We start from the raw sequence: 19,221 nt of genomic DNA on the forward strand, positions 1-19,221 counted from the left end.
TTTGGCCGTGGTGACTGGGGGCCTATGCTGTCTGAAAGGCCGACAGGCTGTGGTGAAATTCATCTCTGTTGGTCTTCTGACCTGTCCCGGTCAGCCTCTGTTGCCCCGCTGCCGGGGGTCTGTTGGTTTGGTCGCGCAATAAATTTGCAGCTTTGTGGCTGCAACGACAAAGTTGCGTGACCTAGATCACCTTGGCTTTCTTAAATTTGGTGCATAGGTTTGCCAAGTTTTGACACAGTGACTCAATTTCTGCCGCAGGCGGCAAGTCAGAGCCACTCGCAAGGCTCAGCCATGCAGCTTTTATGCAACAAGGACCGGACATGCCGCGCACGCTGTTTTCATTTATCTGGCGCTATTCAAAGCGGCAGCAGATGGGGCTATTGGCACTAACCTTGCTGATATTTCCGTTTCTTTTTGCGTCTCTGGAACTGCCCAAACGGATCATCAACGATGCCATTGGCGCGCCAACGCCCCGGGTCGAGGTCTGGGGCCATGAGATGAGCCAGGTCGAATATCTCTTGGTGCTGTGTTGTGGCTTTCTGGCGGCGGTGATTATTGCCGGGGTGTTGAAGATGCGCCTCAACACCGCCAAGGGGGTGACGGCGGAACGGCTGTTGCGGCGGCTGCGCTATACCCTGATCAGCCGGATGATCCGCTTTCCCAAACCCTATTTCCGCACCACCAGCCAGGGCGAGCTGGTGTCGATGATCACCTCTGAAAGCGAGCCCATGGGGGGCTTGATGGGGGATGCGCTGGCGCAGCCGGTGTTTCAGGCGGGGCAGATGCTGACCATCGTGGCCTTTTTGTTCATGCAAAGCGTCTGGTTTGGATTGGTCTCTATCGCGCTGATCCCCCTGCAGGCCTGGCTGATCCCGATGTTGCAGCGCCAGATCAACCTGCTGAACAAGGAGCGCATCCAGCAGGTGCGCGCCCTGGCCGCCGAGATTGGCGAGACCGCCGCCGGGATTTCCGATCTGCGCGGCAATGGCGGCTGGCGCTATCGGCTGGCGCAGATCTCGGATCGGCTGGGACGCCTGTTTGAAATCCGCCGCCGGATCTACAACAAGAAATACTTCATGAAGTTCCTCAACAACCTGATCGGCCATATGACCCCCTTTGTGTTTTATTCCGCAGGAGGGGTGCTGGCGATCCGTGGGGAAATCACCGTTGGGGCGCTGGTGGCGGGGCTGGCGGCCTATAAGGATCTTTCCGCCCCCTGGAAGGAGCTTTTGACCTATTACAACCAGATGCAGGACATGGGGCTGCGCTGGTCGGTTATGACAGAACGGTTTGCCCCCAAGGACATGATTGATGCCAATCTGATCGAAGGCATGCCGGATAATCTGCCGCATCTGCGGGGGGATGTGGTGTTTCGCAATGTCTCGCTGCGCGACAGTGAGGGCAACATGGTGATCGAAAACCTGTCCCTGACCATTCCCCAGGGCGCCCGGGTGGCGGTCAAAAGCAGCAGCGATGCCGAGCGCGCCGCCTTTGCCCAGCTCCTGACCCGCGAGGTGCTGCCAACGCGGGGCTCGATCACCGTGGCCGGACACCGGCTGGAGGCCCTGCATCAGGCGGTGATTGCGGCGCGGGTGGGCTATGCCCATTCCCATCCCTACCTGTTTTCAGGCTCGCTGGGCGACAATGTGCTGATGCCCCTGCGCAGCGCCCCCAGCCTGCCGCGCCCCTCGGCCACGGTCGAGCGCCAGATTGCCGAGGCGATCCGGGCCGGCAACAGCCCCGACCCGCTGGAGGCAGACTGGGTGAGCCCGGCGCTGGCGGGGCTGGGCTCGGAAGACGATATGCGTGACTGGTGGTTCCAGCTGATCGAGGCCATGGGCGCCGACCAGCATCTGTTTCGCCGCACCCTGCACGCCCAGTTGCAACCCGGCGCGCATCCACTGCTGGAAAAGCACATCGTACGGCTGCGGCCGCTGATCAAGCGTCGGCTGATCAAGGCCGGGCTGGACAGCGCGGTGCTGCATTTCGATCCCGAGAGCTTTAACCCGGCGGTGCCTCTGGCGAGCAACATGCTTTTTGCAACCCCGACCCGCGACATTGCCCCCGAGGAGCTATTGGCGCCGGGACAGTTGTTTTATCAGGTGATCCGGGATCAGAAGCTGGCCGAGGAAACGCTGGAAATTGGTCTGGGGGTGGCCGAGACCCTGATCAAGACCTTTGGCCGCGACGATCTGGATCATCCGCTGTTTCAACGTCTGGGCCTGGACGCAGAGCTCTATTGTCGCCTGTGCAATGCGGCCGAGGAATACGCCGCGCTGGAGAGCGCTGGGCGCAGTGAGTCCCGCAGCAAGGCGGGGGCGCGCAGTGGCCGTCAGGGCCTGAGCGAGGCGTCACGCGCGGCGCTGATGACGCTGCCTTTTCTGCTTTCGGCGGAACAGATCGGCCCTGGATTTCCCGCAGCCTTCAAGGCCCGCATTCTGAAGATCCGCGCCACCAGCGGCGGCGCGCTGACAGCCCGGTCCCAGGGGCTGTTTGTGCCGTTGAACGCAGGCAGCTATGTGCCGCGCCTTTCGGTGATGGAGAACGCGCTGTTTGGCAAAGTCTCGCTGCATGCCGGGGATAAGGCGCGTCAGGTGGAGGCCCTGGTGAGCGAGGTGGTGACGGACCATGGCTTGCAAAAACGCCTGGCGATGATCCTGTATGATCTGCCCACCGGTCTGGGGGGCTCGCTGCTGGATCCGGTGTTTCAGGAACGCGCTGCCTTTACCCGGGCGGCTATCAAACGGCCGGACGTGCTGATACTGGATCGCGCCCTCGCCAGCCATGATTCCGACAGCCGCCTGCGCACCCGTGACAGGCTGCGGGCGCTGATGCCCGCAACCACGATGATTTTCCTTGAGGAAGAGTTCCGCCACCCGGAACGCTATGATCTGTTTGTCGAGATCCATGACGGCCATATCAACGGGCGCGTCGGCGGTGTCGAACGCCGTCAGAAAGACCGCTCCGAGGGTCTGGTTGCCGAAGATTTCCGCCAAAAGCTGGATGTGATAGGCCGGGCGGGTCTGTTTACCCAACTGGATGCGCGCAACCAGCGGCTGCTGGCCTTTTCTGCCCAGTGGCACCGGGTCGCTGAGGGCGATCTGGTTTTTTCGCGCGGCGAGAGCGGCGATGCGGTGTATCTGTGTCTTGAAGGCCGGGCAGAGCTGCTCTGGCCGGAGGCGCTAGCTGACATGGCCCCGATAGCGGTGATTGAACCGGGCCGGCTGATTGGCGATTTGGCGGTGATCCTGCGGCAGCCGCGTGAAATGGACCTGCGCGCGGTGGAACCCTGCCTGTTCTTGCGGATTGGTGCCGAAGAATACCGCGCGGTCATCGAAAGCGACGCGGGCGTCGCCACCCAATTGCTGGAAACCGTTTCGGGCCATCTGGTGGCTCTGGCCTCCAAGGTGCGCGCGGCGGGCTTGCCTGCCATGGGTTTTTCAGGCGACGTAGCAACTGCTGCTGAAGTCTCCAGCAGTGACACGGGTTTTGCGCCAAAAGAGCGAATAGAGCCAAAAGAGCCAAAAGAGGATGAACCAAGATGATCCCAGGGTCTGCCTACGCCGCCCATGAAGACCTGGTGGCACCGGGGCGATCCAGAGCGCAGCTCTGGCGTCTGCTGCTGGGGCTCGGCCTGATTGCGATGGTCAGCTATGGCTTGCAGATCGTAACGGTTGTGGTTGTGCTGGGCTTTACCTCGGTCGAGTGGTTGCTGGCATTGGAACAGGGAAGTACCCCCGCGGCCCTATTAATCCTGCTGGCGAGTTTTGGGTTTATGACACTGGGTGTAGGCTTGGCGGCGCGCCTGCTGCACGAGCGCTCCCTTGTTGGTCTGATCGGGCCACCGGGGCTGGCGGTGCAGCAGTTTACCCGGACCTGTCTGGGGGTGGCGGCTGTCTTTGTGGTTATCATGATTTTGCCCCCCTATGATTTTGGCGCACCACTTGTGGCCAACCTGCACTGGCAGCTTTGGCTTGGCCTGCTGCCGCTGTCACTTTTGGCCCTGCTGATCCAGGTCAGCGCCGAAGAACTGGTGTTTCGCGGCTATCTGCAACAGGCGCTGGCGGCGCGTTTCAGTCATCCGGTGATTTGGCTGGGGCTGCCTTCGGCGCTGTTTGGCGCGGCGCATTACATGCCGCAAGAGGCCGGGGAAAATGCCCTGCTTTTGTGCCTGTGGGCCACGGGGTTTGGCCTGCTGATGGCGGATCTCACCGCCCGTGCCGGCACCCTGGGGCCTGCCATTGCGGTGCATTTTGTCAACAATATCGTGGCCCTGTTGATCCTGGGGTCGCCCAGCAGTCTGCATGGGCTGGCGCTTTACCTGCTGCCCTATGAGCTGTCGGATGTGGCGGCACTGCGCCCCTGGCTGTGGGTTGACTGCGCGACGACACTGGTCCTGTGGTTGGTGGCACGGCTGGCGATACGGCGCTGATTGCAATTCGGCGCAAGGCAGCTTATCTGGGGTCCAAACTGGCTCCCGCTAGAGGCATGATATGAACTGGATCACCAACTACGTCCGCCCAACGATCAACTCGCTGTTTTCGCGTCGCGAAGTGCCCGAGAATCTTTGGCAGAAATGCAGTGAATGCGGCACCATGCTGTTTCACCGTGAGCTGAGCGATAATCAGAACGTCTGCACCAGCTGCGGCCACCATATGCACATCACTCCGCGCGATCGCTTTGCCGCGCTGTTTGATGGTGGCGTGTTCTCTGAGGTTGCGGTGCCAGAGCCAATCACCGACCCGCTGAAGTTCCGCGATCAGAAAAAATATCCTGACCGGATGAAGGCGGCGCAGAAAAAGACCGACGAAAAAGAAGCCATGCTGGTGGCGTCCGGCGAAATTGGCCGCACGCCAATCATCGCTGCGGCGCAGGATTTCTCCTTTATGGGGGGCTCCATGGGCATGTATGTGGGCAACGCGATTATCGCTGCCGCCGAAGAGGCCGTCAGGCTGGGCCGCCCGTTGGTGCTGTTCTCGGCTGCTGGCGGCGCGCGCATGCAGGAAGGCATCCTGTCGCTGATGCAGATGCCCCGCACCACGGTGGCGGTGCAGATGCTGAAAGAGGCCAACCTGCCCTATATCGTGGTGTTGACCCATCCCACCACCGGCGGTGTCACCGCCTCTTATGCGATGCTGGGCGATGTGCATATCTCCGAACCCAACGCGCTGATCTGTTTTGCCGGTCCCCGGGTGATCGAACAGACCATTCGCGAAAAGCTCCCCGAGGGTTTTCAGCGGGCGGAATATCTGCTGGATCACGGCATGCTGGACCGGGTGATCCCGCGCACCGAAATGCGCGCCGAGCTGATCACCATTATCCGCATGTTGATGGGGCTTCCGCCGCAGGTGGTGGGGGATCTGCCCGCGCCGGTTGCCGACCCAGAAGCCGCGAATGAGGCAGAAGATGCCGCAGAAACAGCTGCGACAGAGGGCTGATTGACCCTATAGTGTTTTGACGCGGCCCGCCTTTCTTGGGTGGGCCGTTTGTCGTTTTGCTGATCCCGTCCTCCCCCTCTTGCTGCCGTTGAGTGTGCCCCCATGACCCAGCCGACATCTGACGCCATCCTTGCCCGTATGCTGGCGCTGCACCCCAAGATCATCGACCTGACGCTCGACCGGGTCTGGCGCCTGCTGGAACGTCTGGACAATCCGCAGGACAAGCTGCCTCCGGTAATCCATTTGGCCGGCACCAATGGCAAGGGGTCAACCCAGGCGATGATCCGCGCCGGGCTGGAAGGCTGGGGCAAATCCGTGCATGCCTATACCTCGCCGCATCTGGCGCGTTTCCATGAACGTATCCGTCTGGCAGGAGAGCTGATCACAGAACAGCATCTCACCGAGGTGCTGGATGAATGCTATGCGACCAATGGCGACGAGAGCATCACCTATTTTGAAATCACCACAGTGGCCGCTCTTCTGGCCTTTGCCCGCACGGCGGCGGATTACACCCTGCTGGAGGTCGGCCTGGGCGGGCGGTTGGATGCCACCAATGTGATTGCCCAGCCAGCGCTCACGGTGATCACGCCGATCTCCATTGATCACGAACAATTCCTCGGCGATACCCTGACCAAGATTGCCACCGAGAAGGCCGGGATTATCAAACGAGGGGTGCCAGTGGTTGTCGGCCCGCAACCGGATGAGGCCCTGGAGGTCATCGAGGCCACAGCTGCGCGTCTGGGGGCTCCGTTGATTGCCTCTGGTCAGCAGTGGCATGTGAGCCAGGAGCGCGACCGGCTGGTGTTCCAGGATGAGCGTGGCTTGCTGGACCTGCCGATGCCGGCGCTTTTGGGGGCGCATCAGGTGCAAAATGCCGGCGCGGCGCTTGCCGCCCTGCGCCACCTGGGCGCGGAGGAAGCCGCCTGCGAGGCCGCCATGACACAGGCGCGCTGGCCCGCACGGATGCAGCGGCTGACATCCGGTCCGCTGGTTGCGGCGGCAGGACAGGCCGAGCTCTGGTTGGATGGTGGCCACAATGCAGCGGCAGGGCTGGCGCTGGAACAGGTCCTGGCAGGGCTGCCGAAGCGGCCGACCCATCTGATTTGCGGGATGCTCAACACCAAGGATGTCAGTGGATATCTAGCGCCCCTGGCCCGGCAAGCCCAGAGCCTCACGGCCATCTCAATCCCTGATGAAGTCAACACCCTGCCAGCCGAGTCAACCCAGTCCGCCGCGCAATCGGTGGGGCTGCAGGCCACAACCGCCGCAAACGCTGCAGAGGCTTTGCAGGCAATTTTGCAAAAAGCGCCAGACTGCCGCGTGCTGATCTGTGGCTCCCTTTACCTTGCAGGCCATATCCTGCGTGAAAACGGCTGATCAGGTCCGGCAAGGGGGGGCTCCCGCCCGTCTTGGATCATTCTTGCAGAATGATCCCCGCCCGTTGGGCCCGGCGCCGCTGACGCGGCGCGGTGGCGCTTTCATTTGGCCCAAAATATCCTGGAGCTGAGTGCCGGCGCTGTAAGGGGGCAAAGCCCATTTACTCTGCCTGGCCCCAATCCTGGTCCTGCATCTCGCGTAGGCGCGAGGCTGTGCGCTCAAACTCAAAGGCGCCATCCCCTTCGACATAGAGAAACTCTGGCTCTGCTGCGGCAGAGCAGATCAGCCGGACCTGCGCCTCATACAGGGCATCAATCAGAGTGACAAAGCGCTTGGCCTCGTTGAAGTTGTTGCGGCTGAGCCGGGGGATATCCTCCAGCACCAGGACCTTCGCCTCTTCTGCAATGGCGAGATAATCCCCTGGGCCGAGCATCTTGCCGCAGAGATCAAAGAAACGCGCCCGGGCCACACCATTGCGAAAGGCCGGCAGAACCACTTCGCGCCCCTTTACCTCTAGGGTAAGCGGCTGTGCATCGCCCCCGGAGAGATCCTCCCAGATGGCCTGCAGGCTGGCGCGGGCCTGCGCATCCGCCGGCGCAAAATAGACCTCGCTGCCCTTCAGGCGGTCCTGGCGGTAATCCACCGGGCTGACCATCTCCCAGATTTCCATCTTTTCCTTGATCAGGTCGATGAAGGGCAAAAACAGCTGCCGGTTCAGCCCGTTCTTATACAGCTCATCGGGCAGTCGGTTGGACGTGGTCACCACGCAGACATCTGCCTTGAACAGGGCCTCAAACAACCGCCCAACAATCATCGCATCGGTGATGTCAGAGATCTGCATCTCGTCAAAGGCCAGGACCCGCACCGAGTCTGCCACCTCCTGCGCTACCGGCGCCAGCGCGTCCTGCACCCCCTGCTGACGGGCATCGTGCATCTTGGCGTGGATCTCCTGCATGAAGGCATGGAAATGCACCCGCCGGGACGGGATATCGCCGAGGCTGTCGACAAAGAGATCCATTAACATGGATTTGCCTCGCCCCACGCCGCCCCACAGATACAGACCTTTTGGCGCAGGCGGTGGGCTGGCGCGGCGAAACAGCCCGCGTTTCACCGGCTCGGCCTGCAACCCGGCTGAGATCCGGTCGAATTGCGGCAGAACCGCCTCTTGTGCGGGGTCGGGGCGTAGATCGCCATCGGCAATCTTTTGGGCGTAAAGCGTGCTGAGATTGGTCATGGGCTAGGCTTACCGTGCTCGTCGCTGATTGAAAAGATATCCGGTGCGTGCAGTGCTATTGGGCACCCAAAACCTGTTTGCAAGCCTGTCGAGTGCACAAGTTAAAGCGGTATTGAGGTTGATACTGCTCGCAAAAGTTGCACCCTTGCTTCAAGTGAATTTTCTAAGGCGGGCATTGATTTATGCGATTCTTTAGCAGCTCTCCAAACCAATCGATTTGTCATGTTTCTAGCTATGTCTGGGTGATAGCTCTCAGCGTGATTTGTTCAGTGCTCACATCAAATAACCTGACCGCGGCGCCCCTCATTAAACACAAACTGGATAGTAGCTTTACGGTTAAAGGGCATTATGAATCGGAGGTTGTGGATGGAAAAACTGTCCATCCGGTCATCAGCTACCACAAAATAATTCAGCACGAAGGCAAACCCTATGTTTGTGCTGGTTTTAAAGTCGGGGTTCGTTTTCCCCACGCACATGAGTTTTTTCGTCAGATCACGCTAAAGCTGGGTAGCAAAACACTGCGGCGTGGTATGGAGCCGATCCTCCGTGAAATCGATTATCTAAGCCTGTTTTCAAAGTCGCTGAGGGTCCTGTCGGGGGATGTCAGATCGCTTTATGGGACAGAGGTAGAGTGTTTGCGGGTAAATCGGAAATGGCGGGATGAATTCAACTCGGCACCAAGTGAGTTGTTCTTTCCTAGTGTGGTGTGGGTATCCGAGGGATAAGAGGTCACATCAAATTTGCTTAACTGGGAAAGCAATATCTTTGATTTGACCGGGGGGAGATTTCCCATACTCTCGCCAATCTGATCAGGAGAATACCCCATGCCCCGCAGTGCTGCGCCCCTTTTTACGCCGGTCTTGATTGTCGGCTGCGTTATTATCATGGCCAGCTTTGCTGTGCGGGCTTCCTTTGGGGTGTTTCAGATCCCCATCGCCGAGGAATTTGGCTGGCTGCGGGCCGAGTTTTCCCTGGCCATCGCCATCCAGAATCTGGCCTGGGGGATTGGCCAGCCGATTTTTGGCGCGCTGGCAGAAAAGATCGGCGATCGTAAGGCCATTGTTCTGGGGGCGATCATCTATGCTGCCGGGCTGGTGCTCAGCTCTGGTGCCACCACGCCGCTTGAAATGCAGGCCTATGAATGGCTGGTGGGTTTTGGCATCGCCGGCACCGGCTTTGGCGTGGTTTTGGCGGTGGTGGGGCGGGCCAGCTCCGATGCAAACCGGTCGATGTCGTTGGCGATTGTCACCGCTGCCGGGTCTGCCGGCCAGATCATTGGCGCGCCTACGGCGGAATATTTGCTGTCGATGATGAGCTGGCAATCGGTGTTCTTGGTTTTTGCCGGTGCGGTACTGGCCCTCATTTTGACCCTGCCGCTGATGCGCGCCCCGCAGGCGGCCAGCAAGGCCGAGCTTGAGGCCAGTATGGGATCTGTCCTGAAGCAGGCCTTTAAGGATCCGTCTTTTACCCTGATCTTCCTCGGGTTCTTTTCCTGCGGCTATCAGCTGGCCTTTATCACCGCGCATTTTCCCGCCTTTGTCACTGAAATGTGCGGGCCGATCCTGCCGGGTGGGGCGCTGCATAGCATTGGTATTACCACCACCTCTGCCCTGGGGGCGGTGTCGATTGCTCTGATTGGCGCCGCCAATGTGGGCGGCACGCTGTTTGCCGGCTGGCTGGGCAATCGCTACAGCAAGAAATACCTGCTGGCGGGGATCTACACGGCGCGCACGGTGGTGGCGGCGATGTTTATCCTGCTGCCGATCACCCCGATGAGCGTGATCATCTTCTCGGTGGTCATGGGATCACTTTGGCTGGCCACGGTGCCGCTGACCTCTGGCCTGATCGCGCATCTTTACGGGCTGCGCTACATGGGTACGCTTTACGGCATTGTGTTCTTTAGCCACCAGCTGGGCGGTTTCTTAGGCGTTTGGCTGGGCGGGCGGATGTATGATGTCTACGGCGATTACACCTTTGTCTGGTGGATTGGCGTTGCGGTCGGGGCCTTTAGCGCCGTGGTGCATCTGCCGGTACGGGAGAAAGCCCCGATGGCGCAGGCTGCCTGACCTGCGCTGATATGGCAAAGTCGCCCCCCCGCTAAGCGCAAAGGCCGCGCTGTCCTGCGCCTTTAGTCAAGCCGGTTGCGACTGTTGGCAGCGATGATCTCCAGCACCTCCTGGGTATGGGTGTAGGGCAGCCCATGGCCGGCGGATTTGATGACCTCCTGACGGGCAGAGCGCGCCTGTTCGGTCATCCGCCCCACCGCGCTGATGGGTATTACTTGGTCCGCATCCCCCCAGATCGCCAGGATCGGTACGCCGCTGCGATGGATCTGGCGCAGATCATCGCCCCTGTCTTCGGCCAGTATGCCGCGCAATGAGGCCAGAACCGCTGGCACAAAGCCTTTGTAGCGCAGCTCGTTTTTCTGCAGATCGACGATGCCGGGCACCGAAGAGGGCAGGGCGCGCTCTGCCTCACAGCCACGGCGATGAAGTTGGGGAAAAAGCGCCAGCATCAGCCAGTCGCCCAGGGGGCTGTGGTCCCGGATGAAGCGCCCCATCTTGCCCGGTTCGGTTTTCAGCCCGGCTGAGGCCAGCAGCACCAGCGTGCGGATGCGGTCGGGATGGGTTGCGGTATAGGCCGTGGCGATGGCGCCGCCCATGGAATAGCCCACCAGGGTAATATCTTCGGTGATCCCTTCATGCGCCAGAATATCTTCCAGCTGGGTGACAAAGAATGCTTTGTCCTGCGCCCCTGCGGGTCGGTCAGAAAAGCCACGCCCGTAGAGATCATAGGTCAGCACGCGGTAGCCTTGGGCCACCAGCCCCTCGGCAAGACCGCCCCAGACAAAAGAGGGCGTGGTGAGCCCATGCACGCAGACAGCAATGGGCCCGCGCGTGGGGCCGTGCCATTGATAATGAGTGAGCCCGCGCGAAAGGCGGGCAAAGCGCCCCGGTGCGGCATTGCGCGCCCCAGGCCCCATGGTCCTGCGCCACCGCTCCCGCACCAGCGGCAACGGGCCCAGCAACAGCAGGCCAAGAAACAGCAGGCCGGAGAGCAGCAGCCAGCTCATGCGGCGGCTTTCCATTTCTCCAGAACATGATGGCTGGTCATCAGATCGAGATGGGCGCCGCCGCCGTTTTTGAACAGGGTGATCGCGGCAGGGTCATAGGCCGGAAACTGGTCGATGCTGTAGAAATCCGCCAGCACATCGCTGCGCTGGATCACGCCCTCGGCCAGCGGGATCTTGAACTCGCCGATATGATCCAGGGTGGTGTCAAAGCTGTCACAATAGATCTGCGCGCGGGTCAGGGCGGTATCATCTGCCTCGCGCATGTCGGGGCGATAGGCGCCGATCATGTTCAGGTGCTGGCCGGGGCGCAGCCACTCCCCCTTGATCACCGGGCTGGAGGACATGGTTGAGGTGACGATGATATCTGCCGCTTTGACCGCCGCTTCAAGATCGGTGGCAACGGCGGTGCCGGGGTAGCGCGCCGCCAGCTCTTCGGCCTTGGATTGGGTGCGGTTACAGATGCGGATCTGCGCCTGCGGGTAGGCGGTGCCAAAGGCCTCAACCAGCGATCCGGCAACGGTGCCAGCGCCGACAATCAGCACCTCGCGGCTGTCGGGGTTGGCCAGCCGCAGCGCGCCGAGCAGACTGTCGCCTGCGGTCTTCCATTTGGTCACCAGATGGAAATCCACCAGCGCTTCCAGCGTGCCGTCGAGATCCGAATACAGACAGACCGAGCCATTGATCATCGGCTTGCCCGCATCAGGGTTGCGCGGGAAGATATTGGCGGTTTTGACCGCCAGCCCCATGCCATCAATCCAGGCAGAGCGGCTGAGCAGCGTATCCGGGTCGCGGTACAGAAAGGTATCGCCGATCTCGGCCTTGGGCAGGTCGTGGCCGCGGGTCAGGGCCTTGGTGAAGTCGATCCAGTCCAGCAGGGCTTCGCCGGCGTCAAAGGTGATCATGGGAATGCTCATTGGGCGTCCTGTTCTGAGAGTAATCCGGCCTCGACCAGGCGCGCGGCCCAGGCCTGGGGGGTGGTGAAAAGATGGCCCTGCCAACCGCGCGCCTCGGCGGCGGCGACATTTTCAGGGCGGTCATCGGCAAACAGCAGACGGTTCGCAGTGAGGCCTGCCCCCTGCTCCAGATGCTGGTAGATCTCGGCATCGGGCTTGATACAGCCCAGATGGCCCGAAATGTAGGATTGATCAAACTCAGCCAGAAAGGGATAGGCTGTGACGGCGACTTCAAAGGTGCCGATACCAAAGTTGCTGAGCGCCAGAACCGGCACACCCTTGGCCCGCAGGGCGCGCAGCAGTCGGACCGACTGCGGGATATCGCTGTGGGCAAACGCCAGCCAGCTGTCGTGCCAGTGGCGTATTTCTTCGGCCCAGGTGGGGTGCTGATCGGCGAGATCATAGACCGAGGCGCGAAAGGGGGCGCCGCGATCCAGGTCAAGGTTCATGTCGTGCAGGGGCACCTCGGCAAACAGGCGCTTGCGGTCCTCAACGCCGAGACGGGCGTCATAGAACCGTTCGGGATCCCATTGGATCAGCACATTGCCGATATCAAAAACGACGGCTTCAATGGTCATGGGTCTGCTGTTTCCTATCCTGTGGAGCGGGGCCGTGGGCGACTGGGCGGGCGGTTGTTGCGGGTCTCGCGCCAGAGGGAAACAAGACCGGCGCCAATGATCAAGCCACTTCCGAGCCAGACCGGCAAATCGGGCCATTCCTGAAACACCAGTATACCCCAGAGCACCGCCAGGGGCATGGCGATGTATTCAAAGGGGGCCACCAGCCCAGCTTCACACTGGCGATAGGCAAAACTGATCAGATAGCCACCGATAGAGGCGGTCAGCCCAAGGGCGACAAAGGCCCACCAATCGTCTGCAGCGGGCCAGATCCAGGCACGCAGGATGAAATCCAGCGCGGCGCTGTCACCCGTGGCAAAGCGGCCATCTCCGGTGGTGAGCCCGACAAGGGCGCTGACAGTCATAAAGGCCAGCGAGGGATAAAAGGTCAGCGCCGCAGGGCTGTCGGCACCGCCGGCGCGGCGGGTTAGAACATGCAGAGTGGCATAGCCGCAGGCGCCAAAGAACGGCAATAGGGCAGCGGCTTGAAAGGTGCCGGGACCTGGGCGCATGATGATCAACACGCCGATAAAGCCCACTGCAACGGCGCTCCAGCGCCAGATGCCGGGCCGTTCGCCCAACAGCACCACCGACAGCAGGGTGACGATCAGAGGCGTGGCAAAGGCAATCGCCACCGCATCGGCCATGGGCATGGTGGCAAGCCCGGTGTAAAAACAGATATTGGCAAACAGCACCGCGCAACAGCGGATCAGGTGCAGTTTGGGCTGGCGGGTGCGCAAGACGTGAAAACCGCCCTCTAGCGGCACCAGGATCAGCAGCAGGATGGGCATCGCTACCAAGGAGCGCAGCAACACCACCTGATAGAGCGGATAATCCCCGGACAGGAATTTGACCAAGACGTCGATGATGGAAAAGCAAATGGCCGAGCCGGCAGCAGCCATGAGCCCAAGAAGGCTGACTTTCATCGTGTCGCTCATCAAAGCCTCCCTGTGCGCTACAGGGAAATGCATCGCGCAAAAACCGGGCTGGGGCAATGGCGGCGCGGGGCTGGCGCGGAAAAGATTTTGCAGTGCCAGCTCCTGCACCTGTGGCTGGCAGAAATTTTATTTGCTGAGAAGCTGTTTGAGGGGGCATGCTGCCCTTCAAACACGCCTCCTCCAGTCTATACCAACAGATCCCGCCTCAAGGACAAGCCGCTGACGCGGGGGCCTTGCGGCCCTCCTTGACCCGCGACCTGCTGGAGGCGACGGATCCTGTCAGCCTGGCGGCGGCTCATCCCGGTCAATTCTGTGCCGGTGAAATCACAGAGTGCAGTGCCAAGTCCCAGACAGTGCAAAAATCGCTTTTGTAAAAGGGTTTCTTACACTCAGGTTGCTGACTTCGCGGCGCGGATCTCGCGTTCCAATGCGTCCAGAAAACGCGACCGATCCGCCTTGGTAAAGCCCTTGCCAGAGCCGCCGGCCCCCAGCGGATTGGCGGCCCGCAGGTCGGCCATCAGATCGCGCATCGCCAGTTGCTGGCCGATATTGGCCGGGGTGAAACGCTCGCCATTGTGGCGCAGTACCTGGGCGCCGGTTTCGATACATTTGGCCGCCAGCGGGATGTCGCCGGTGACAACCACATCGCCGGTGCCGCAGCGCTCGGCGATCCACATGTCGGCGACATCGGCGCCTTCGGAGACGATAATATTCTCCACCAGCGGATTGCGCGAGGGGCGCAACCCGCCGTTGGAGACCACATACATTTTCAGCTTGTGGCGGCTGGCCACCCGCTCGGCCTCTTCTTTGACCGGGCAGGCATCCGCATCAATATAGAGCGCGCTCACTTGGCTGTCTTTTCGTCAGTGTCTTTGCTGGCCTCGGCGGGTTTATCCTTGGCTTTGGTTGGGGCTTTGGTTGAGGCTTTGGCCGGGGCCTTTTCAGTCGATTTTGCAGGCTTTTTCGCCTTGAATTCCTCGGGGATGGGCATCCGATTAAAGGCGTCCAACCCGGCGATCTTATAGGCTTCGGCCAGGGTGGGGTAGTTGAAGGTGTTCTGGACAAAGTAGTCCACGGTGCCCTGCAGGTTCATCACCGCCTGGCCGATGTGGATCAGCTCGGTCGCGCCTTCGCCGACGATCTGTACCCCCAGAACCCGGCGGGTTTTGAGGCTGATCAGCATCTTCAGCATGCCGTGTTCCAGCCCCATGATATGCCCGCGCGAGGTCTCGCGGAAGCGGGCGACGCCGATTTCGTAGTGGATGCCGCGCTCTTGCAGTTCCTCTTCGGACATGCCGCAGGTGGACATCTCTGGCACCGAATAGATGCCATAGGGGTACCAGGGGCTTTCCGGCAGGGTGGGCGTTTCCAGCGCGTGGCAGGCGGCAACACGGCCCTGCTGCAACGAGGTGGAGGCCAGCGACGGGTGGCCGATGACATCGCCAGTGGCATAGATATGCGGCACGGCGGTTTGATAGGTCTTGCGCTCGACGCTAAGACGGCCCCGGTGATCGGTTTCCAGCCCAACGGCCTCAAGGTTCAGCCCATCGGTATTGCCCATGCGCCCGGCGGCAAACAGCAGCATTTCACCGCGGACATGACGGCCATTGTCCAGCGAGACCTCGATATGGCTGCCCGCGTCCTCGATCGTGTCGATGGCAGAGCCAAGGCGCAGATCAACACCGTTTTCACGGATCTGATGGGTGAAATCCTGGATCAGGGTGCTGTCGATGAAATCCAGAAAGCTGTCGCGGGGTTCAATCAGCGTAACGCGCACGTCCAAGGTCGAAAACATGGTGGCATATTCCACCCCGATGACGCCGGCTCCAACAACTACCAGCGAGCGCGGGATCGCAGCCATATCCAGGAACTCATCGCCGTCGACAACGGTTTTACCGTTAAAAGGCACATCCTTTGGCCGGTAGGTGCGGGTGCCGGTGGCAATCAGGAACTTCTCTGCGGTGATCCGGCTGGTGTCCCCGGCCTCGGTGGCGACTTCGACCTCATTTGGGCCAATGAATTTGGCCAGACCGGCCAGCCATTCCACGTGGTTGCGGTTGAACTGGTGCTCCAGCACATCGACCTCGTGGTCCAGGGTCATATGCAGCCGGGCCTTCAGGTCTTCAGCGGCAATTTGGTCTTTGACCCGGTAGGAGCGGCCATAAAAGCTGCGCTCGCGCCAGCCAGAAAGGTTCAGCACGGTTTCGCGCAGGGTTTTGGAGGGCACAGTGCCGGTATGGACCGAAACCCCGCCCAGCCGGTCTGCCCGGTCGATGACCAGCACCCGGCGTTTGAGCTTGCCGGCCTGGATGGCAGCGGTCCGCCCCGAGGGGCCGGAGCCGATAATCACCAGGTCGTAGTCGAAATCGGTCATCGTAGGGGAGGCGGCAGTGTTCATGGTTTAATCCCGGTACAGGGCTTCGGCGTGGAAGGTGACGTGATCTTCCATGAAGCTGGAGACAAAGAAATAGCTGTGATCATAGCCCGGCTGCAGGCGCAGGGTGGCCTCTTGCCGCTTTTCAGCCAAGGCGGCGGCCAGGGCTTCGGGACGCAACAGGTCGATGAACTGGTCGGTGGTGCCGGTATCAATCAGCACCGGTCCGTCAAACCCTGTCTCCCGCATCATCAATGAGGCATCATGCTTGGTCCAGGTGGACTCATCCTCGCCCAGATAGGCGGTGAGCTGCTTGCGGCCCCAGTCGGCGCCGGTTGGATTGCAGATCGGCGCAAAGGCCGAGACCGATTTGAACCGGCCCGGCAGGTTCATTGCCAAGGTCAGTGCGCCGTGGCCCCCCATGGAGTGGCCGGTGATGGCCTGGCGGTCAAGGTCGATGGCAAAGTTTTCCGCCAGCAGCGCGGGCAGCTCTTCGGCGATATAGTCCCACATCTGGTAGTGCGCCGCCCAGGGCTCTTGGGTGGCGTTGACGTAAAAGCCTGCGCCCTGGCCCAGGTCATAGGCGGCGTCATCGGCGACCCCTTCCCCACGGGGGCTGGTGTCGGGAAACACGATGGCGATGCCCTGTTCGGCGCACCAGGCCTGGGCGCCGGCCTTGGTCATGGCGTTTTCATGGGTGCAGGTCAGGCCCGAGAGATACCACAGGATTGGCACTGGCCCGTCCTTGGCTTCTTCTGGAAGGAACAGGCCAAAGGTCATGTCGCAGTTGGTGGCAGTGCTTTTGTGGCGGTAGACGCCCTGATTGCCACCAAAGGCTTTGTTTTGCGAAATGGTTTCCATGGAGCCGCTCCTATCTATGGTTGCCCTATCGCTACCTGTCAGGACGGCGCGGGTCCAGTAGAGGCGCGACAGCTGGACCAGTTAATGCGGCAATCGCGTTACAATAACCTGAATTGTGGGGGCAAAAAGCGGGTGACTACAGCTGCGTGACCCAGGCGATCACCATGGGCACGGTGAAGATGGAGACGAGGGTGGAAATCAAAATGGCCGCCGAGGCCCGGTGTGGTGCCACGCCATAATGCTGTGCCAGCATATAGACGTTGCCCGCCACCGGCAGAGAGGCCGCTGCAATGGCCACCATGGCAGAGTAGCTGTTGACCGGAAACAGGAGGATGACGCAAAGCGCGACACAGAGCGGGTGCAGCACCAGTTTGGCAAAGCTGATCCAGACGGCGATCTGCATCCGCTCCGCCGATTTTGACGCCAGCGAAGCACCAATGGCAAACAGTGCTCCGGGAGTGGCAGCCCCACCCAAAATCGACAGAAAATCGTTCATCGGTTCCGGGATCGGGAGCTCAGAGGCGGACCAGGCGAGGCCGGCACAGATGGCCAGAATCATCGGATTGCGCAGCAGTCCGAGCAGCACCAGCTTGAGCGTTGCCACCCCCAGGCCAGAACCGCGCCCAAGGTTGATCAGGATGACGATCAGTGAGGAAAACACCACCAGATCAACGCTGAGCACCAGCATCATCGGCGCTATGGAGGCCTCACCAAAAAGGATGGCCATCATTGGCAGGCCCAAAAAGCCAACATTGCCGATGGCGGCGCATTGGGCCTCGACGGCGGCGGTGGGCATGTCCAGGCGGCGCAGCAGAGCAACAAGCGTGACCAGCAGATAGACCGCCATAGTGCCTGCCAGGTAGGCCAGAACCAGGTCGGGATCAAAGATCTCGGCAAAGGAGAGATTGGCGGAAAAGCGAAAGATCATCGCCGAGAGCGGGAAGAAAAAGATGAATTTGGTGAGATAGGCGGTGGCCTCTTCGGTGAAGAACCGCGTTCGACCCGCCCAATAGCCGAGGCCGATGATTGCAAAGAAGGGTAGTGTTCTGAAGAAAATATCGGCCATTGCCAGAGTGGTAGCGGCTTTTGGTAAAAAGGCAAGATGGAAAGCTGGGCGTTGTTTGCAAAGGAGCAGGGAAAAGCAAAGGGGGGCTCCCGCCCGTCGTTTGGGCATCACAGATGCCCGCCTCCCGTTGGGCCGGGCGCCGCGCTGCCGCGCGGCGTGGGTGATCCAGCCCTGATCCGCCCCAGGAGGGGCTCGTCCGATTTGAGATTTTCCCGTTTGAGATCTGGACCAAACAAGCGGCCCACTGTGGTGTTTTGGCTCGGGAAAGCGGAAGGCAGTCTGGGTAACAGAGGGGGATAGACGCGGGTGACGGATGGGGGTGACAGAGCGGGGACAGACGGGGCGGCAGGCCCGGATGGCAGGTCTGCGAGAGACGGGACGGGCTTTGGTACGCGCGACCGCGCCGCGCGGCAGCGCGGCGCCACCCCCAACGGCCCCAGCCTTCGCCAGAAGGCTGAAGGGTGGGCGGGAGCGCTTGGCCCTGCAGGTCACTTAAGAAGCGCTTGAGCTTGGCCTCTTGGACAGGCGCGAAACGAGAGCAAAGAGAATGGTGTTGCGCTACCGTTCTCTCGGTTAGAGTGGTGGTTCCATCCCGCCAGTGCCACGAGGTCAGCCATGAACAAACACGCCAGCATTCTGCGAACCGGACGGAAGTTTGATCAGGTTCTCAAGGGCGCGCGTGAGGTGTTTTTGGCAGATGGGTTTGAAGGCGCCAGCGTTGACGATATTGCACGCGCGGCCGGGGTCTCCAAGGCGACGCTTTACAGCTATTTTCCGGATAAACGTCTGTTGTTCATGGAGGTCGCCCGCAGCGAATGTGCTCGACAGGCGGACGCGCCGATGGATCTGGCGACTTGTTCCAGTACTCCGCGTCAAATTTTGCGAGCTGCAGCTGGGCATATCTTGTCCATCAGCCTGTCTGACTTTGGCCTGCGGATGTTTCGTATCTGCGTGGCTGAGGCTGATCGCTTTCCTGACCTTGGACGCCAGTTTTATGAGAGCGGTCCATTGTTGATTCGCGGCAAAATTCGCGATTACCTGCGCAGCGCCACCGCAAGGGGCGAGTTGCAGATCGAGGATTTTGACCTCGCTGCCGATCAGTTTGCCGAACTTTGCCGCGCCGATCTTGTGCCGCGTTTTCTGTTCAACATCGACGCGAGCTTTACAGAGGAAGAACGCAGCAGGATTATTGAAGGCGCGGTTGATACATTTCTCGCCCGCTATGCTGTGTTTTCGATCTAACCGCCGCGGGGGCTATCTGCGGGCCTTGCCAGTGCCTGCCGTGGACAC

16 protein-coding genes are annotated in these 19,221 nt (G+C 60.8%); 7 read left to right on the top strand and 9 right to left on the bottom strand.

Annotated elements, in window-relative coordinates; all coding sequences use genetic code 11:
* The first annotated feature begins 320 nt into the window (after positions 1-320).
* The 4 genes from N1037_02090 (at position 321) to N1037_02105 (ending at position 6,815) form a co-directional block, all read left to right on the top strand.
* Entirely contained in the window at positions 321-3,545 is a 3,225-nt protein-coding gene (locus tag N1037_02090) for an ABC transporter transmembrane domain-containing protein (protein UWS79834.1), read from the top strand.
* Entirely contained in the window at positions 3,542-4,432 is an 891-nt protein-coding gene (locus N1037_02095) for a CPBP family intramembrane metalloprotease (GenBank protein ID UWS79835.1), read from the top strand. The genes N1037_02090 and N1037_02095 overlap by 4 nt, the downstream gene beginning before the upstream one ends.
* Before the next feature lie 61 nt (positions 4,433-4,493).
* Positions 4,494-5,438, top strand: coding sequence for an acetyl-CoA carboxylase, carboxyltransferase subunit beta (gene accD, locus N1037_02100; GenBank protein ID UWS79836.1), 945 nt, complete (start codon positions 4,494-4,496; stop codon positions 5,436-5,438).
* Positions 5,439-5,540: 102 nt separating this feature from the next.
* Entirely contained in the window at positions 5,541-6,815 is a 1,275-nt protein-coding gene (locus tag N1037_02105) for a bifunctional folylpolyglutamate synthase/dihydrofolate synthase (protein UWS79837.1), read from the top strand.
* Positions 6,816-6,975: 160 nt separating this feature from the next.
* On the opposite strand, the gene zapE is transcribed toward N1037_02105, so the two are convergent.
* A complete protein-coding gene (zapE, locus tag N1037_02110) occupies positions 6,976-8,049 on the bottom strand; it encodes a cell division protein ZapE (GenBank protein UWS79838.1) in 1,074 nt (357 codons plus the stop codon).
* Positions 8,050-8,318: 269 nt separating this feature from the next.
* On the opposite strand from zapE, the gene N1037_02115 reads away from it, so the two are divergent.
* The gene (locus N1037_02115; GenBank protein UWS79839.1) at positions 8,319-8,774 is read left to right on the top strand and encodes a hypothetical protein; all 456 of its coding nucleotides are present in this window, start codon (positions 8,319-8,321) and stop codon (positions 8,772-8,774) included.
* 99 nt (positions 8,775-8,873) lie between these two features.
* On the top strand, positions 8,874-10,115 hold the full coding sequence (locus tag N1037_02120; protein ID UWS79840.1) for an MFS transporter: 1,242 nt from the start codon (positions 8,874-8,876) through the stop codon (positions 10,113-10,115).
* Between the two features lie 62 nt (positions 10,116-10,177).
* On the opposite strand, the gene N1037_02125 is transcribed toward N1037_02120, so the two are convergent.
* The 8 genes from N1037_02125 to N1037_02160 all read right to left on the bottom strand — a co-directional run bounded on the left by N1037_02125 (position 10,178) and on the right by N1037_02160 (position 17,931).
* Positions 10,178-11,122: an alpha/beta hydrolase gene (locus N1037_02125; protein UWS79841.1), complete on the bottom strand. Its 945-nt coding sequence runs from the start codon at positions 11,120-11,122 to the stop codon at positions 10,178-10,180.
* Positions 11,119-12,036, bottom strand: a complete 918-nt coding sequence (locus N1037_02130; GenBank protein UWS79842.1) for an NAD(P)-binding domain-containing protein — start codon at positions 12,034-12,036, stop codon at positions 11,119-11,121. Before N1037_02130 ends, N1037_02125 begins: the two co-directional genes overlap by 4 nt.
* Positions 12,033-12,653: an HAD family phosphatase gene (locus N1037_02135; GenBank protein ID UWS79843.1), complete on the bottom strand. Its 621-nt coding sequence runs from the start codon at positions 12,651-12,653 to the stop codon at positions 12,033-12,035. Before N1037_02135 ends, N1037_02130 begins: the two co-directional genes overlap by 4 nt.
* Before the next feature lie 14 nt (positions 12,654-12,667).
* Entirely contained in the window at positions 12,668-13,630 is a 963-nt protein-coding gene (locus N1037_02140) for a DMT family transporter (protein UWS79844.1), read from the bottom strand.
* Between the two features lie 389 nt (positions 13,631-14,019).
* Complete coding sequence (locus tag N1037_02145) at positions 14,020-14,478, bottom strand: YaiI/YqxD family protein (protein UWS79845.1); 459 nt, start codon at positions 14,476-14,478, stop codon at positions 14,020-14,022.
* Positions 14,475-16,004, bottom strand: a complete 1,530-nt coding sequence (gene sthA / locus N1037_02150; GenBank protein ID UWS81294.1) for a Si-specific NAD(P)(+) transhydrogenase — start codon at positions 16,002-16,004, stop codon at positions 14,475-14,477. The genes N1037_02145 and sthA overlap by 4 nt, the downstream gene beginning before the upstream one ends.
* 27 nt (positions 16,005-16,031) lie before the next feature.
* Positions 16,032-16,865 carry an S-formylglutathione hydrolase gene (fghA, locus tag N1037_02155; protein UWS79846.1) on the bottom strand — a complete coding sequence of 278 codons (834 nt, stop codon included), beginning with the start codon at positions 16,863-16,865 and terminating at the stop codon, positions 16,032-16,034.
* 136 nt (positions 16,866-17,001) lie between these two features.
* Positions 17,002-17,931 carry an AEC family transporter gene (locus N1037_02160; GenBank protein ID UWS79847.1) on the bottom strand — a complete coding sequence of 310 codons (930 nt, stop codon included), beginning with the start codon at positions 17,929-17,931 and terminating at the stop codon, positions 17,002-17,004.
* A 615-nt stretch (positions 17,932-18,546) separates the two neighbouring features.
* Here N1037_02160 and N1037_02165 point away from each other — a divergent pair.
* Positions 18,547-19,173, top strand: coding sequence for a TetR/AcrR family transcriptional regulator (locus N1037_02165; protein ID UWS79848.1), 627 nt, complete (start codon positions 18,547-18,549; stop codon positions 19,171-19,173).
* Positions 19,174-19,221 lie beyond the last annotated feature (48 nt).

It is taken from the genome of Phaeobacter sp. G2 (assembly GCA_025163595.1).
In the GTDB taxonomy this organism is placed as follows: domain Bacteria; phylum Pseudomonadota; class Alphaproteobacteria; order Rhodobacterales; family Rhodobacteraceae; genus Pseudophaeobacter.

Coding starts and splice junctions, on each gene's coding strand:
- N1037_02090 (UWS79834.1), top strand. CDS start 321: ATGCCGCGCACGCTGTTTTCATTTATCTGGCGCTATTCAAAGCGGCAG.
- N1037_02095 (UWS79835.1), top strand. CDS start 3,542: ATGATCCCAGGGTCTGCCTACGCCGCCCATGAAGACCTGGTGGCACCG.
- accD (UWS79836.1), top strand. CDS start 4,494: ATGAACTGGATCACCAACTACGTCCGCCCAACGATCAACTCGCTGTTT.
- N1037_02105 (UWS79837.1), top strand. CDS start 5,541: ATGACCCAGCCGACATCTGACGCCATCCTTGCCCGTATGCTGGCGCTG.
- zapE (UWS79838.1), bottom strand. CDS start 8,049: ATGACCAATCTCAGCACGCTTTACGCCCAAAAGATTGCCGATGGCGAT.
- N1037_02120 (UWS79840.1), top strand. CDS start 8,874: ATGCCCCGCAGTGCTGCGCCCCTTTTTACGCCGGTCTTGATTGTCGGC.
- N1037_02125 (UWS79841.1), bottom strand. CDS start 11,122: ATGAGCTGGCTGCTGCTCTCCGGCCTGCTGTTTCTTGGCCTGCTGTTG.
- N1037_02130 (UWS79842.1), bottom strand. CDS start 12,036: ATGAGCATTCCCATGATCACCTTTGACGCCGGCGAAGCCCTGCTGGAC.
- N1037_02135 (UWS79843.1), bottom strand. CDS start 12,653: ATGACCATTGAAGCCGTCGTTTTTGATATCGGCAATGTGCTGATCCAA.
- N1037_02140 (UWS79844.1), bottom strand. CDS start 13,630: ATGAGCGACACGATGAAAGTCAGCCTTCTTGGGCTCATGGCTGCTGCC.
- sthA (UWS81294.1), bottom strand. CDS start 16,004: ATGACCGATTTCGACTACGACCTGGTGATTATCGGCTCCGGCCCCTCG.
- fghA (UWS79846.1), bottom strand. CDS start 16,865: ATGGAAACCATTTCGCAAAACAAAGCCTTTGGTGGCAATCAGGGCGTC.
- N1037_02160 (UWS79847.1), bottom strand. CDS start 17,931: ATGGCCGATATTTTCTTCAGAACACTACCCTTCTTTGCAATCATCGGC.
- N1037_02165 (UWS79848.1), top strand. CDS start 18,547: ATGAACAAACACGCCAGCATTCTGCGAACCGGACGGAAGTTTGATCAG.